General features: G+C 63.7%; 9 protein-coding genes, 2 tRNA genes, 1 rRNA gene and 1 riboswitch. Of the genes, 7 read left to right on the top strand and 5 right to left on the bottom strand.

Translation table 11 applies throughout. The annotated features are described in order from the left end of the window. Positions 1 to 43: 43 nt before the first annotated feature. A riboswitch (SAM riboswitch) is annotated at positions 44 to 123 on the top strand. A 90-nt stretch (positions 124 to 213) separates the two neighbouring features. Both WI560_RS29095 and metW read left to right on the top strand, forming a co-directional pair. After that, positions 214 to 1419 (top strand): homoserine O-acetyltransferase, encoded by a 1206-nt coding sequence (locus WI560_RS29095; protein ID WP_375308935.1) that lies wholly within the window; start codon positions 214 to 216, stop codon positions 1417 to 1419. A 2-nt stretch (positions 1420 to 1421) separates the two neighbouring features. Further along, the gene (metW, locus tag WI560_RS29090) at positions 1422 to 2084 is read left to right on the top strand and encodes a methionine biosynthesis protein MetW (RefSeq protein ID WP_028134151.1); all 663 of its coding nucleotides are present in this window, start codon (positions 1422 to 1424) and stop codon (positions 2082 to 2084) included. An 88-nt stretch (positions 2085 to 2172) separates the two neighbouring features. On the opposite strand, the gene WI560_RS29085 is transcribed toward metW, so the two are convergent. Further along, positions 2173 to 3036 (bottom strand): alpha/beta fold hydrolase, encoded by an 864-nt coding sequence (locus WI560_RS29085; protein WP_375305926.1) that lies wholly within the window; start codon positions 3034 to 3036, stop codon positions 2173 to 2175. 215 nt (positions 3037 to 3251) lie between these two features. Between WI560_RS29085 and WI560_RS29080 the strand changes: the two genes are divergently transcribed. Next, complete coding sequence (locus WI560_RS29080) at positions 3252 to 4001, top strand: TIGR02594 family protein (protein ID WP_375305925.1); 750 nt, start codon at positions 3252 to 3254, stop codon at positions 3999 to 4001. A 123-nt stretch (positions 4002 to 4124) separates the two neighbouring features. On the opposite strand, the gene WI560_RS29075 is transcribed toward WI560_RS29080, so the two are convergent. Beyond that, positions 4125 to 4913, bottom strand: coding sequence for an MOSC domain-containing protein (locus tag WI560_RS29075; protein ID WP_375305924.1), 789 nt, complete (start codon positions 4911 to 4913; stop codon positions 4125 to 4127). A gap of 237 nt (positions 4914 to 5150) precedes the next feature. Between WI560_RS29075 and clpB the strand changes: the two genes are divergently transcribed. Continuing rightward, positions 5151 to 7790, top strand: a complete 2640-nt coding sequence (gene clpB, locus WI560_RS29070; protein WP_375305923.1) for an ATP-dependent chaperone ClpB — start codon at positions 5151 to 5153, stop codon at positions 7788 to 7790. A gap of 80 nt (positions 7791 to 7870) precedes the next feature. Here the strand turns inward: clpB and WI560_RS29065 are convergent, their stop codons facing one another. The 3 genes from WI560_RS29065 to WI560_RS29055 all read right to left on the bottom strand — a co-directional run bounded on the left by WI560_RS29065 (position 7871) and on the right by WI560_RS29055 (position 12074). Then, positions 7871 to 8137, bottom strand: a complete 267-nt coding sequence (locus WI560_RS29065) for a hypothetical protein (RefSeq protein WP_375305922.1) — start codon at positions 8135 to 8137, stop codon at positions 7871 to 7873. Positions 8138 to 8221: 84 nt separating this feature from the next. Then, on the bottom strand, positions 8222 to 9841 hold the full coding sequence (locus WI560_RS29060) for a hypothetical protein (RefSeq protein WP_375305921.1): 1620 nt from the start codon (positions 9839 to 9841) through the stop codon (positions 8222 to 8224). 169 nt (positions 9842 to 10010) lie between these two features. Further along, on the bottom strand, positions 10011 to 12074 hold the full coding sequence (locus WI560_RS29055) for a M23 family metallopeptidase (protein ID WP_375305920.1): 2064 nt from the start codon (positions 12072 to 12074) through the stop codon (positions 10011 to 10013). Between the two features lie 992 nt (positions 12075 to 13066). On the opposite strand from WI560_RS29055, the gene WI560_RS29050 reads away from it, so the two are divergent. The 3 genes from WI560_RS29050 (at position 13067) to WI560_RS29040 (ending at position 14929) form a co-directional block, all read left to right on the top strand. Continuing rightward, positions 13067 to 14555: ribosomal RNA gene (locus WI560_RS29050) — 16S ribosomal RNA — on the top strand. 188 nt (positions 14556 to 14743) lie between these two features. Then, a tRNA-Ile gene (locus WI560_RS29045) sits at positions 14744 to 14820 on the top strand. A 33-nt stretch (positions 14821 to 14853) separates the two neighbouring features. Next, positions 14854 to 14929 (top strand) — tRNA-Ala (locus WI560_RS29040). Positions 14930 to 15281: the final 352 nt, after the last annotated feature.

Here is a 15281-nt window from a genome sequence, read left to right as displayed (position 1 = left end):
ATCCGGGCCGCGACTTGACGAAAACCGCCCAAGACGGTAGCTTTTGCCGTTCCGTGGTCATTTGAGCCGGCCGGCTTGCAGCCACGTTAAAAAACTCGCTAAACAGGCCGGGGACGCTTCCGATCCCGGCCGAACCTATCGTTCAGGCCGGGTTTTTCATGGCCTGATGCAAGTGGCGATCAGCGTTTGATCGCGAACGAGGTCAATGGTCAGATGGGTGGCGTCAAGTCGATACCGAGTCCTGCGATCAGCGCCGACGAGCGGTCGCACGAGGTGGATCATCCGAGCTCGCAGGTTGCGCATTTCGGCGCCGAGCAGCCGCTGCGGCTCGATTGCGGCGTCGATCTCAGCCCGTTCCAGATCGCCTACCAGACCTATGGCGAGCTCAACGCCGATCGCTCCAACGCGGTCCTGATCTGCCATGCCCTGACCGGCGATCAGCATGTCGCCAATGTCCATCCCGTCACCGGCAAGCCGGGCTGGTGGGAGACGCTGGTCGGCCCCGGTCGGCCCATCGACCCCAAGCACTACTTCATCATCTGCTCCAACGTGATCGGCGGCTGCATGGGCTCGACCGGGCCGGCGTCGATCAATCCCGCCACCGGCAAGGTCTGGGGGCTCGATTTTCCCGTCATCACCATCCCCGACATGGTGCGCGCGCAGGCCATGCTGATCGACCGGCTCGGCATCGACACGCTGTTCGCGGTCGTCGGCGGCTCGATGGGCGGCATGCAGGTGCTGCAATGGACCGCGGCCTATCCGAAGCGCGTGTACTCCGCGCTGGCGATCGCCTGCGCAACGCGGCACTCGGCGCAGAACATCGCCTTCCACGAGCTCGGCCGCCAGGCCGTGATGGCCGATCCCGATTGGCACGGCGGCGGCTATGCCGATCAAGGCATCCATCCGCATCGCGGGCTTGCGGTGGCGCGCATGGCGGCGCACATCACCTATCTCTCCGACGCGGCGCTGCATCGCAAGTTCGGCCGGCGCATGCAGGACCGCGAGCTGCCGACCTTCTCGTTCGACGCCGACTTCCAGGTCGAATCCTATCTGCGCTATCAGGGCTCCTCCTTCGTCGAGCGCTTCGATGCCAACTCCTATCTCTATCTGACGCGCGCGATGGACTATTTCGATATCGCGGCCGACCATGGCGGGGTGCTGGCGAAAGCGTTCGCCGACATCAAGACCCGCTTCTGCGTCGTCTCCTTCACCAGCGACTGGCTGTTTCCGACCTCGGAATCGCGCGCGCTGGTGCATGCGCTGAACGCCTCGAGCGCGCGGGTGTCGTTCGCGGAGATCGAGACCGATCGCGGACACGACGCCTTCCTGCTCGACGTGCCCGAATTCTTCGACATCTCCCGCGCCTTCCTGCAATCGGCCGGCAAGGCGCGCGGGCTCACCGGCAAGAAGGACGGCTAGCGATGTCTGTACAGGAAGTTCTGCCGCTCGGCGGCCTTGCGGCGGGGCAGTCCGGCCAGTTTCGCGCCGATCATCTCCTGGTCGCCGAGATGGTCAAGCCGGGCTCGAAGGTGCTCGATGTCGGCTGCGGCGAGGGCGATCTGTTGCAGCTGCTGGAGACGCGCGGCATCGACGGCCGCGGCATCGAGCTGTCGCGCGAGGGCGTCAACCGCTGCGTCGCCAAGGGCCTCGCGGTGGTGCAGGGCGATGCCGACACCGACCTCGTCAATTATCCCGACGACGCCTTCGATTACGTGATCCTGTCGCAGACGCTGCAGGCGACGCGGCAGCCGCGGGTGGTGCTGGAGAATCTGCTGCGCATCGGCCGAAGAGCCATCGTCTCGTTCCCGAATTTCGGGTTCTGGAAGATGCGGCTCCAGCTCCTGGTCGGCGGCCACATGCCGCGCACCGAAAACCTGCCGGCGACCTGGTACGACACCGCCAACATCCACTTCTGCACCATCAAGGATTTCGTGCAGCTCTGCGACGAGATCAACGTCAAGATGGAGCGCTCGGTGGCGCTCGATCTCTACGGCCGCCCGGTGCCGCTGAACCTGCCCTGGTGGGTGTGGAACATGTTCGGCGAGCAGGCCGTGTTTCTGCTGAGCAGGGGCGGGGGGAAGTGACGCCGACGGCGTCATTCCGGGGCGATGCGACAGCATCGAACCCGGAATCTCGAGGTTCCGGGTTCGCTCTTCGAGCGCCCCGGAACGGCTAACCAACTCCGAGCGAGCGCGGATCCCGCGCCGGCCAGCGCCCCGCTTCCACCAGCGTCACGAACCGCTCGACGCTTTCATTGAACAGCGCGGGCTCTTCGAGATTGAGCACGTGGCCTGACTTCGGAAACATCGCCAGCCCCGCTGCGGGAAGGTGCTTCTTCAGGAACAGGCTCGGGCCTACGCACGGATCGTCCTCGTCGCCGCAGATGATCAGTGCCGGCGTTGTCGCTTTCCTGATCGCATCCGTCATCGTGTAGATCGAGGGACGGCCGCCTTGGAAGCCGCGCATCGTGCGCGCCGAACCCTTGGCATCGTGACGTGCCAGCGCGGCATAGAAATCGGCGTGGCCGCGCGGATCCTTCACCAGGAAGGGAATCCGGCTCGGCGCCTCGCGCGTGACTTTGGCGACCTCGGCGGAGCCCAGCGTCTCGAACTGCTCGGCATTGGCGCGGCACTGCTGGCGCCATGTCGCCAAATTCTCCAGCTCCGAACCCGAGCCGACGCCGGCCAGCGTCATCGACAGCGCGCGCTGCGGCGCGTTCAATCCGATTTGCAGCGACGAGTAGGCGCCCATCGATAGGCCGACGAGATGCGCGCGCTCGATTCCGAGATGATCGAGCACCGCGAGCGCGTCGCCGTAGAAATGCGTGTAGCTGTAGACCTCGCCCTCGGGCACGTCGGACGGCGTGTAGCCGCGTGCCGAATAGGTGATGCAGCGGTGGCCGCGCGAGAAGTAGCGCATCTGCGGCTCCCAATTGGTGTAGTCGGCCGCGAACTCGTGCAGAAAAATGATCGGCGTTCCCTGGCCCGCCTCTTCGAAATAGATGCTGACGTCGTCCCTGGTCTTGGCGTGGGGCATTAACCGTTTCCCTCTGTTCAAGCCGTCCTTGCAGGATCGCAGTTAATGCTGTTGTCCGCAATGCGGCAGCACCGACCAGTGTCGGCACAAAATCATCGCAGCCATTCGCGGGCTACCCGCGTCTTTTTCTCGCCACATCGGGCGGCTTAACGGCCGGACGGATGTCGGCTCTTGCACGGGCCGGCGGGAAGTGGGGTGTCAACGAAGGATGAAGAATGTTTGAGTTGTTTGCGTCTCGCCTGTCGCGTTGTGTTGTTGCGCTGGCGATCTTCTCCGCGGCACTTGCCGCATTCGGTTCTCCGGCCTCAGCGCGGCCGCATCATCGTCATAGCGCAGAGCGGCACGCTGACGTGCACCACGCCAGACATCATCATCACCGCCACCATGAACGCAGCTCGCGCTTCGAGCGCAGCGCGGCGCAGTTGCAGGCGAGCGGATTCGGCAACACTTTTGCCAGCTATGATCCGAACACCAATAGCTCCGGCGTCGCCATGAGCGGCAATGGTGGAACGATCATCACCGGCGGCGGTCGAATGGTCACGCGCGCAAGCCGTCGAGCGGCGCTGAGCGCGAGCGGCGGCATGGCGAGTGAGGCCACGAGCAGTGGTGGCTTCGGCGGCGGCTCCCTGGTGTCGGAAGCGCGCCGTTACGTCGGCGGCAATCCGACCGGGCGCGGCAGCCTGTGGTGCGCGCGCTTCATGAACATGGTGCTGGAGAAGACCGGTCATCGCGGCACCGGCTCGGACATGGCGAACTCCTTCGCCCATTACGGCACGCGCGTCTCCGGTCCGCAGGTCGGCGCCATCGCGGTGATGTCGCGCGGCCGCCGCGGCGGTCATGTCGGCATCATCACCGGCATCGACGCGCAGGGCAATCCGATCATGATCTCCGGCAATAACGGCAACCGCGTCCGCGAAGCGCCGGTCTCGCGCGGGAAGATCTATGCGTATGTGATGCCGAATTGAGGTGACGACAGCGACGGTCTCGTAGGGTGGGCAAAGCGAAGCGTGCCCACGGCTTCTGCCAGCTGAGAGAAGTGGTGGGCACGGCGCAAAGGCGCCTTTGCCCACCCTACGGCAGCGTAGCTCTCACAGCAGCTTCGGCTCTTCCACCGCAACCGCATCGCCCACGCCGATCTCGCCACCTTCGATCACCTCGGCATAGATGCCGCAGTCCATGTGGCCGAGATGGCGCGAGAGCGTCGGCGGGATCTCGAGATCGCGCTTGGCCGTCACCGGGTCCACATTGGTGGCGGGGCAGCGGACGATGCGCTTGACCACCTTCAGCCGCGCCTGTCCGATCGCAAGTGTCTGGCCGACGAGATCGAGCTCCGACCAGGCCAGCCAGCCTTTCACGTAGAGATTGGCGCGGAAGCGCAGCGGATGCACGGCGGTGCCGCCCAGCATGGCCTCGATGGCGCGGACACTGCCGAGATTGATGATGGAGACCACCTTGCGGGCGACGTCGGAGAAGCTGTGGTCGCGGCCGGACAGCAATTTCGGCGGGCCCTTGAGTTCCGGCTGAAAATTCTCCGCGACGTAGCGCTCGATGGCCGCCCGCCCGGCCGCGGTCTCCAGGTCCCCGCTGGCGACGACCTGACCACCCCTGCGGATGGTCAGGACATTGCTGGCGTCTTCGAAATGGCTGTCGAGCTCGGCCAGCCGCTCATTGCGTGCCAGCATCAGGAACTGGATCTTCGGCTTCCATTCGGGCGCTTCAGGATCGAAACCGCTCGGACCGTTCTCGATGGCGTAGCGGCGGTCGGCGGGCAGGGTCTGGCCCGGTCGCAAGGGAACGCGGCGCAGCGGCTCCGGCGTCAGGCCCTTGACCGGGTAGCGGTAGAGGCCGGTGATCTCGGCGGTCTGGCTGGCTGTCATGCCGTTACTTAGAGGATTCGGCCGGCCCGCGCCAAGCAGCCGAGAAGCGCACGAAATTGTGAACGCGCCTCTTTCGTTCCGCCGGACCGCTTCCCACATCTGCCTCAGGCCGGCGCAAGCCGGCAAAAGACCACCGTTCCCGCTTGAGAATCCTCAATGCGGTCAGCCGTAACCCAATGAAGATGCCGTATTGGGGTGCCTGAGAGGGCCCCAAGGGCAGGCCGAGGGACAGAACAGATGAATATCGAGAAATATACCGAACGCTCCAGGGGCTTCATCCAGTCCGCGCAGTCGCTTGCGATGCGCGAGGGGCATCAGCAGTTTTCGACCCTGCACATGCTGAAGGTCCTGCTGGACGACAATGAGGGGCTGGCTTCCGGCCTGATCGACCGCGCCGGGGGCAATTCCCGTGCAATCCTGAAGGCAACCGAGGACGCCCTCGGCAAGGTGCCGAAGGTTTCCGGCGGCGGCGCCGGCCAGATTTACCTCGCACCCGAGCTCGCCCGCACCTTCGACGCCGCCGAGAAGGCCGGCGAGAAGGCCGGCGACAGCTTCGTTACCGTCGAGCGGCTGCTGCTCGGGCTGACGCTGGAGAAGTCCAGCGAAGCCGGCACGATCCTGAACAAGGGCGGCGTCACCCCGCAAAACCTCAACGCGGCGATCGAGGCGCTGCGCAAGGGCCGCACCGCGGACTCGGCGACCGCCGAGAACGCTTATGATGCGCTCAAGAAATATGCCCGCGACCTGACCCAGGCGGCGCGCGATGGCAAGCTCGATCCGGTCATCGGCCGCGACGAGGAGATCCGCCGCACCATCCAGGTGCTGTCGCGGCGGACCAAGAACAATCCTGTCCTGATCGGTGAGCCCGGCGTCGGCAAGACCGCGATCGCCGAAGGCCTCGCGCTGCGCATCGTCAACGGCGACGTGCCCGAGAGCCTGAAGGACAAGAAGCTGCTGTCGCTCGACCTCGGCGCACTGATCGCCGGTGCGAAATATCGCGGTGAGTTCGAGGAGCGGCTGAAGGCCGTGCTCCAGGAGGTGACCGGGAGCGAGGGCACCTTCATCCTGTTCATCGACGAGATGCACACGCTGATCGGCGCCGGCAAGGGTGACGGCGCGATGGACGCCTCCAACCTGCTCAAGCCGGCGCTTGCGCGCGGCGAGCTGCATTGCATCGGCGCGACCACGCTCGACGAGTATCAGAAGCACGTCGAGAAGGATGCGGCGCTGGCGCGGCGCTTCCAGCCGATCTTCGTCAGCGAGCCATCGGTCGAGGACACGATCTCGATCCTGCGCGGGCTGAAGGACAAGTACGAGCAGCACCACGGCGTGCGTATCACCGATTCCGCGCTGGTGGCGGCGACGACCCTGTCCAACCGCTACATCACCGATCGCTTCCTGCCCGACAAGGCGATCGACCTCATGGACGAGGCCGCGGCCCGGCTGAAGATGCAGGTCGATTCCAAGCCGGAAGAGCTGGATTCGCTCGACCGCGAGATCATCCGGCTCAAGATCGAGCAGGAAGCGCTGAAGAAGGAAACCGATCCCGGCTCCAAGTCGAGGCTCCAGACGCTGGAGAAGGACCTGGCCGAGCTCGAGGAGAAGTCGGCTGCGCTGACGTCGCGCTGGAGCGCGGAGAAGAACAAGCTCTCCGACGCCCAGAAGCTGAAGGCCGAGCTCGACGGTCTGCGCGTCGAACTCGCCAACGCGCAGCGGCGCGGCGAATTCCAGAAGGCGGGCGAGCTGGCCTATGGCAGCATTCCGCAACTGGAGAAGCAGCTTGCCGATATCGAGGCCAAAGAGAATTCCGGCGAGATGGTGGAGGAGGCGGTCACCGCCAACCACATCGCGCAGGTGGTCTCGCGCTGGACCGGCGTGCCCGTCGACAAGATGCTCGAAGGCGAAAAGGAGAAGCTCCTCAAGATGGAGGAGCAATTGGGGCAACGCGTCGTCGGCCAGGCCGAGGCCGTGCGTGCGGTCGCAACCGCCGTCCGCCGCTCGCGCGCAGGCTTGCAGGACCCGAACCGCCCCACCGGCTCGTTCATGTTCCTGGGGCCGACCGGCGTCGGCAAGACCGAGCTGACGAAAGCCTTGGCGGAATACCTGTTCAACGACGAGACCGCGATGGTCCGCCTCGACATGTCCGAGTACATGGAGAAGCACTCGGTCTCGCGGCTGATCGGCGCGCCTCCGGGCTATGTCGGCTATGACGAGGGCGGCGCGCTCACCGAAGCGGTGCGGCGCCGGCCCTATCAGGTGGTGCTGTTCGACGAGATCGAGAAGGCGCACCCTGATGTCTTCAACGTCCTGTTGCAGGTGCTCGACGACGGCCGCCTGACCGACGGCCAGGGCCGCACCGTCGATTTCCGCAACACGCTGATCATCATGACCTCGAATCTCGGTTCGGAATTCCTGGTGAACCAGCCGGAGGGCGAGGACACCTCGGCCGTGCGCGAGCAGGTGATGGGAATGGTGCGCGGACATTTCCGCCCCGAATTCCTCAATCGCGTCGACGAGATCATCCTGTTCCACCGGCTGCAGCGCAGCGAGATGGGCCGGATCGTCGAGATCCAGTTCGCACGGCTGCAGAAGCTGCTGACCGATCGCAAGATCACGCTGACGCTCGACGCGGCCGGCCGCGACTGGCTCGCCGCCAAGGGCTGGGACCCCGCCTACGGCGCACGTCCGCTGAAGCGCGTGATCCAGCGCCACCTCCAGGACCCGCTCGCCGAGATGATCCTCGCCGGCGACGTCAGGGACGGCGACAGCGTTGCGATCTCGTCCGAAGGCAACGTGCTGACCTTCAACGGCAAGGCGCCGCAGACCGCGGAGATCACCCAGTTCGAGGCGCCGGTGGCGAAGCGCAAGCTGAACTGAGGGTCGGCGTTCGAAAGCAACCAGATGCCCCGGAGAGGTCGACCTCTCCGGGGCGTTTGTCGGGTCAGACCGCCCGCCGGTTAACCGAGTGCTGACGCGGAGCCGGGATCGACAGGGCCCTGCTCCTCGTCGTCTTCATCGAGATCAGAGAGAATATCGACGAGCTCACGAACGCGGCCCTGCGCCAGCGGCCGCAGATCGTTGATCATCGGCTCGTCGTTGGCGAGCCAGGCCCTGGCTTCGGCGAACTCCTCGGCGGTTGCGCCGGTTCCGATAATCCGGGCAATGGTGACATCGTCTGCGCCGTCTACCGCCTTGGCGACATCGTGGCGTGAGAGGTGCGTCATGGGCAGCCCTCCTGCTGTCGGCTTCGTCAGCGTCCCAACCGAGAACCGGCCCACCGGTTCCCGGCCAAAGCGTGCAACCCAAGCCTACTTCTTGGCGGCCTTGTAGATGGCGTTATCGACGTCCGAGCTGAAGTAGATGACGCCCGACGCCCCGACTGCAACACCCGTCGGAATATTGCTCGGCAATCCGCCGGGCGTACCCGGGAGGCCGATCGGGAGGTTGGCGGCGATCTCCGTCACCGTGCCGCTCTCCGGCGCGATCGCGATCAGCCGCTTGGCGCCCACTTCCGCCACGATCAATTGGCCATCGGGACTGCGCGCGATGCCTTCCGGCATTTTCAGCTCCTTGGCGAGCACCGTCTTCCCGCCCTTGCTGTCGATCCGTGACACCGTGCCGGCAAAGGCCTCAGTGACGTAGACCTCGTCGGTCTTGCCGCGGACAAGCCCGACCGGGCCTTCGAGATCGCCGATCAGCGTGGTGCGATCCTTGCCGTGCTCGCCGCTCACCTTGACCAGTGACTTGGTGCCGAGCTCGGCGACCAGGATGCTGCCGTCCCCGAGCACGATCGCATCGTGCGGCGCCTTGAAGCCGTGCAGCATGTCGCGCGTGGTGCCGGTCTTGGCGTCGATCACCTGCACGGTGCCGGTGAACCAGCTCGACAGCACCACGTCGTTGCCGTTCGCCGTCGCGCTCATCGGATATTCGAGCGTCGTGCCCGCGGCGTGCATGCGCGCCTTCTCGGTGACCTCGCCGGTCGCCCCATTCACCGTGCGGTAGGCGAACACGTCGGCGACGTGGATCGTATCCTTGCCGTTCTCGCTAGTGACGCCGATGCCGCCGGGCAAAGCCAGCTTGCCGATGATGATCTGCCTGGCCTGGCCGGTCGCGGGATCGATCTCCTGAATGCCGTTGTCGGCCATGTTGGAGACGTAGATGCGGTCCTTGGCGTCGATGGCGAGATTGTCCAGCGACGGCTTCAATTGCGCGACAATGGTCTTGCTGCCCGATTTGGGATCGACCCGGACGAGCTGGCCGAGCGCGGTGTCGATCACGAACAGATTGCCCTTGGAATCGAAGTTCACCGCGGCCGGGATCTTGAAGCCCTCGGCGACGACGGTCAGCTCGGCCTTGTCGACGTCGACCTTGGCGACCTGGCCCTTGAACCAGAGCGGACCGTAGAGCTTGTCGTCGGGACCGAACTCGAAGCCGTTGAGGCCGCCCATCTTCTCCATGATCTGGCGCGGCGGCTTCACACCCTCGACGTCGATCTCGTAGAGCGTATCGCCGAGGAAGACGGTGGTGGCGTAGAGCCGGCCGTCCTTGCGAAAGGCGAGCGAGTTGATGCCGGGAAGGCCGCTCGCGAGCTTCTTGATCGGGCCGTCGCCCTTGCGGGAATAGAGATCGCCGGTCAAGAATCCGGTCCAGGCCATGGTGCCGTCAGGCGCGAACGCGATGTCGTCGGCCATGCCCACGGGGGAAGGGATAGCAACCTTGGCGCTACCGCCTGATATGTCGACCTCGTAGAGCGCCGCGCCGGCGACGCTGCCGGCGAACAGATGGCCGGCCTTGTCGACGCCGAGCCCGTGCACGCCATGGAATGCCGAGCCAGGAACGAGCTTCGTGACCTCCCAGCTCTCCGCCGACGCGCTTGTGGTGGCGAAAAGCGCGGCGATCAAGGCTGCGCAGGCGAGCCTGTTGTTCATGGCGAGACCTCCCTTTCTTGGAAAGTATTCGCCGCTCACGCCGCTTTGGCAAACGAAACTTGGCGTTGTGACGCCGCCAACGCGGCCTTGCCGTGCAGCGTCTGTGTTTGAAATTCTGTTTGAAAATGTTCGGTCGATGTCGGCCGTTGCCGGCTTACCGGTTGGTGACTTACCGGTTAGTGACCTGCAGCGGGCCACCGGTGGCGTCCGACATGCGCGCGATGGCGCCGCCGCGGCCGCTCATCATGCCCTCGAGCCGGTCGCGCTCCTTCTCGAAGCTTGCGAGCATCGGGCCCTCGAGCGAACGGCCGCGCGGCAGCTTCACGCGCATCGGGTCGACGAAGCGGCCGTTGACCAGGATCTCGTAATGGACATGCGGGCCGGTCGACTGGCCGGTCGAGCCGACGAAGCCGATCACCTGGCCCTGGCGCACCTTCTTGCCCGCCTCCATGCCCTTGGCGAAGGCCGACATGTGACCATAGGCGGTCTCGTAGCCGTTGGAATGCTTGATGCGGATGTACTTGCCGTAGCCGCCCTCGGGGCCGGCCTTCTCGATCACGCCGTTGCCGGAGGCGAAGATCGGGGTGCCGTAGGCGGTGGCCCAGTCGACGCCGGTGTGCATCTTCACATAGCCGAGGATCGGGTGGCGGCGGCCGCCGAAGCCGGAGCGCATGATGGCGTTGTTGATCGGCTTCCTGACCAGGAACTTCTTCGCGCTCTTGCCGGTCTCGTCGTAATAATCGACGACACCGTCGTCGGGGCTCTGGTAGCGATAGTATTTCTTGGTCTCGCCGCCGACGGTGAGGGAGGCGAACAGCACGTCGTTCTTTTCGCTCGAGGTCACGCCCTCGTCTTCGCCGGCGTAGAACACGTCGAAGGAATCGCCCGGCTGCACCTTGCGCTGGAAGTCGACGTCGTAGGAGTAGATCTTGATCATGTCCTCGATGACCGGCATCGGCACCTTGTTGCGCATCGCGGTCTCGTAGATGCTCTGGTACAGCCGCACGCCGGAGCCGTCATCCTCGTCATCGTCGTCGCTGCTGGCGCTCGCCGCGGCGTCGGCGGCAGTGTTCATGCTTGAGACGTCGACCGCGACGTATCTGCCGAGATCGGACAGCGCCGCGATCGCCTCGACCTTGGTCTCGTTGGCGACGACGACGCGGTAGGGCTGGAGGCGGGCGCCGGGACTTGCGGGCGCCATCAGGATGCGGAGCTTCTCGCCCTCCTTGAGGCCGCCATCGCGGCCGCGGGGCCCGAGCGTCGCGGTGATCGCCTTGATCTCCTCGGGCGTGGCGCCGAGATCGCGCAGCACGCCGGCGACGCTGTCGCCCTTCTTGACCAGATGGATGCGTTCGCCGTTGGGATTGCCGCCGGTGATCTGCTCCTTGGTCTTGGGCAGCAGCGTGACGTTTTCCGGCACCACGCGCGTCTCGAAGCCGGCATAGGGATCGGACGGCGAGGCTTCGGCGGCGTAGGCGGTCCTGATATCGGAGGGTCCGGTCGCGCCGGAGATGTCGGCGGCGGCATTGGCGAGCGAGGCGTAGCGCACCCCGCCATTGCCGCGCCAATTGGCGGCGTCGCGGACCCGCATCAGGATGTCGTCGAGCGCCACCACCGCGGAAATCTTCGCCTTCGGCAGCACTGGCGACAGGTCCTTGGTGACGAAGGAGACCTCAGCGTCGGGCTCGACGGCTTCCGGATTGTTCGGGTCTTCCGCGGCCGCCTTCGGATCGGAGCCGACATCGGTGAGCAGGCGCTGGGCGTTGAACGGCGGAATCTTCGCCGACAGATCGCTCGTCGTCATCGACAAATTGCCGGCGATGCGAACGAAGGGGCGCACCCGCATCACGTCGCGGTTGCCGACGCGGGCGACCGTGGAGACGCGCACGATGTTGCGGGACGCCGTGGATTCGCTCGGCGGCGGCAGGCGGTCGCTCTTGTGCAGCGTGGCGGCGCGGTCGGCGGCACCGAAGGCGCCGCGCAGCGCGCCCTCGACCCGCTCCGGCACCTTGGCGAAGGTCATCTCGCCGTCCAGAGATGCGAAAACGGCGCCGCCGATCAGGGCTGCGCCGCAGAGTCCGGTCAAGATCGTGCCGCTGAACCATTGCACCGAGACGCGGCGGCGGTCGATCACGGCGGCTTCAGAACCGTCGACCGACAGCGGCGGCTCGTGGCCGAGATCGATGATCCCGGTCTCACGCCCGTAAGCGCCGCGTGACGTCCTGTGGTTCACTCAAGTCCCCCAATCAACGACCCAAGAAGCCTGGTCCCGAACCTCGTCCTCGTCGCCCTCTTGAAGGGGCATCGCCGGAAAAGGCAAGCCGCACAGGCGCCCGCGCTCAGAAGGCCCCCGACGGGGACCGGCCGAAATTACGAACAGCTGGACGGAAAAAGCTCTCTCGATGTCTCTCGAATGTCCGGGGAAGGCCGCGTCATCTGCAAGATCGCCTTCCTCTGACCCCATGAAAACCGCCGGCAGCCCCCACTGGCATCCCCGCGATTCAAGCTTGTCTCCTATCAGAACGCCGCGGGATTGTGGCTCAAGTACGGCGTCTGTCATGGAAAAAGTTTCCTGAATGGGCGGTCGCCGGCGCCCGCGCCGAGGGGGCGCGGCAAGCCGCCGCCGGAGCCCTTCCGGGGCCCCGTGGAGGCCAAACTTTTTTCAGTTTTTTCGCCGGACCGTGCCGGTCGGGCTCTTCGCGGCCCGTCTAACTGGCTGGAAACGTGTAATTATTTTCCTCGATCCACTGTGCGACGATTTGTTGACGATTGGCGTTGACAGCCCGGAAGGTGGGGCCTATAACCCCAACCACTGAGCGCGGCGCCGCCGGGTCACTGACCAAGGCGAGCGAACGCGCCACTGATGCTCCTCACCTTGTTGAGTGACACAACAGCCGATACAAGTCGGTTGGAGTTCATTCATCGTCGGTAAGGGTGTCGGAACCCTTCCCACCTGGGGAAGGTTGGGGCCTCCTGGTCCCGGGCTGTTTGACAAGTGAAGATGAAGAAAGAGAAACGTGGACGGCGGAGTCCTTGCGGGTCTCGCATTTAGAAGGCTTCGGCTTTCTGGATCGGGACCGGACGAAAGACTTCGGCGGTACACGTTTTAAAGGAAACACCATCGTTGCCAGCGATGTGAATCGCGGGCAGCTCGGCGGCTTCGGTCGTCGGAAAAATGGTGGGACCTCGTCAAACGTTGTGATCAGCCGGTTCAAAGTTCAAGTCCAACTTGAGAGTTTGATCCTGGCTCAGAGCGAACGCTGGCGGCAGGCTTAACACATGCAAGTCGAGCGGGCGTAGCAATACGTCAGCGGCAGACGGGTGAGTAACGCGTGGGAACGTACCTTTTGGTTCGGAACAACACAGGGAAACTTGTGCTAATACCGGATAAGCCCTTACGGGGAAAGATTTATCGCCGAAAGATCGGCCCGCGTCTGATTAGCTAGTTGGTAGGGTAATGGCCTACCAAGGCGACGATCAGTAGCTGGTCTGAGAGGATGATCAGCCACATTGGGACTGAGACACGGCCCAAACTCCTACGGGAGGCAGCAGTGGGGAATATTGGACAATGGGGGCAACCCTGATCCAGCCATGCCGCGTGAGTGATGAAGGCCCTAGGGTTGTAAAGCTCTTTTGTGCGGGAAGATAATGACGGTACCGCAAGAATAAGCCCCGGCTAACTTCGTGCCAGCAGCCGCGGTAATACGAAGGGGGCTAGCGTTGCTCGGAATCACTGGGCGTAAAGGGTGCGTAGGCGGGTCTTTAAGTCAGGGGTGAAATCCTGGAGCTCAACTCCAGAACTGCCTTTGATACTGAAGATCTTGAGTTCGGGAGAGGTGAGTGGAACTGCGAGTGTAGAGGTGAAATTCGTAGATATTCGCAAGAACACCAGTGGCGAAGGCGGCTCACTGGCCCGATACTGACGCTGAGGCACGAAAGCGTGGGGAGCAAACAGGATTAGATACCCTGGTAGTCCACGCCGTAAACGATGAATGCCAGCCGTTAGTGGGTTTACTCACTAGTGGCGCAGCTAACGCTTTAAGCATTCCGCCTGGGGAGTACGGTCGCAAGATTAAAACTCAAAGGAATTGACGGGGGCCCGCACAAGCGGTGGAGCATGTGGTTTAATTCGACGCAACGCGCAGAACCTTACCAGCCCTTGACATGTCCAGGACCGGTCGCAGAGATGTGACCCTCTCTTCGGAGCCTGGAGCACAGGTGCTGCATGGCTGTCGTCAGCTCGTGTCGTGAGATGTTGGGTTAAGTCCCGCAACGAGCGCAACCCCCGTCCTTAGTTGCTACCATTTAGTTGAGCACTCTAAGGAGACTGCCGGTGATAAGCCGCGAGGAAGGTGGGGATGACGTCAAGTCCTCATGGCCCTTACGGGCTGGGCTACACACGTGCTACAATGGCGGTGACAATGGGATGCTAAGGGGCGACCCTTCGCAAATCTCAAAAAGCCGTCTCAGTTCGGATTGGGCTCTGCAACTCGAGCCCATGAAGTTGGAATCGCTAGTAATCGTGGATCAGCACGCCACGGTGAATACGTTCCCGGGCCTTGTACACACCGCCCGTCACACCATGGGAGTTGGTTTTACCTGAAGACGGTGCGCTAACCCGCAAGGGAGGCAGCCGGCCACGGTAGGGTCAGCGACTGGGGTGAAGTCGTAACAAGGTAGCCGTAGGGGAACCTGCGGCTGGATCACCTCCTTTCTAAGGATGGTTCTTCAGAAGCTTGCTTCTATCGAACCGTTTTAGAAACATCAGTGGCCAACAGATCGCCAGATCGTTGAGCTGCATTGGCGGGATTTCGCCGTCTACGTTTCTCTTTCTTCGCGGACGAACACGCGCTGGGGCTGCAGGCTTGCAGAATCCCTGGTCCTTAACAGGATAAGCGTTAGGGGCTTGTAGCTCAGTTGGTTAGAGCGCGCGCTTGATAAGCGTGAGGTCGGAAGTTCAAGTCTTCCCAGGCCCACCACTTTCATCGAGTGAGCATTCGTCTTCTGGTTACGGGGCCATAGCTCAGCTGGGAGAGCGCGTGCTTTGCAAGCATGAGGTCGTCGGTTCGATCCCGTCTGGCTCCACCAGATGGTTTGATCACCGAGATCTTGCACCGTCGTCCGCGAAACATCACTTCGCATCCTGCTAGTCTGGATAGACAGCAAGCTGCGTGATTTCTGACATCGTAAAGAGGAGATCGATCCGAGTTGGATCGTGCGGCAAGCAATTGCCACGCGAGACTTCATTATCTCCGGATCATTTCGGCGCTCGTGCGTCCTTCAAGGTCAAACTTGGAAGACACGCGAGTTGTAAATGATCCTTTTAGCGAAGCTTGACCGCCTCGCTATCGGAACGATCTTACGAAGCAAGCTGGTCTTTCTAGTCAATGTCCGGCTGCAGATAGCGTTCATCGAGGGCGCGTGCCGCAAGGCAATTCTG

Source organism: Bradyrhizobium sp. A11 (assembly GCF_042077125.1).
In the GTDB taxonomy this organism is placed as follows: Bacteria; Pseudomonadota; Alphaproteobacteria; order Rhizobiales; family Xanthobacteraceae; genus Bradyrhizobium; species Bradyrhizobium japonicum_B.
The sequence above is the reverse complement of the archived record's forward strand: the minus strand, read 5'-3'. Positions and strand labels throughout refer to the sequence as shown.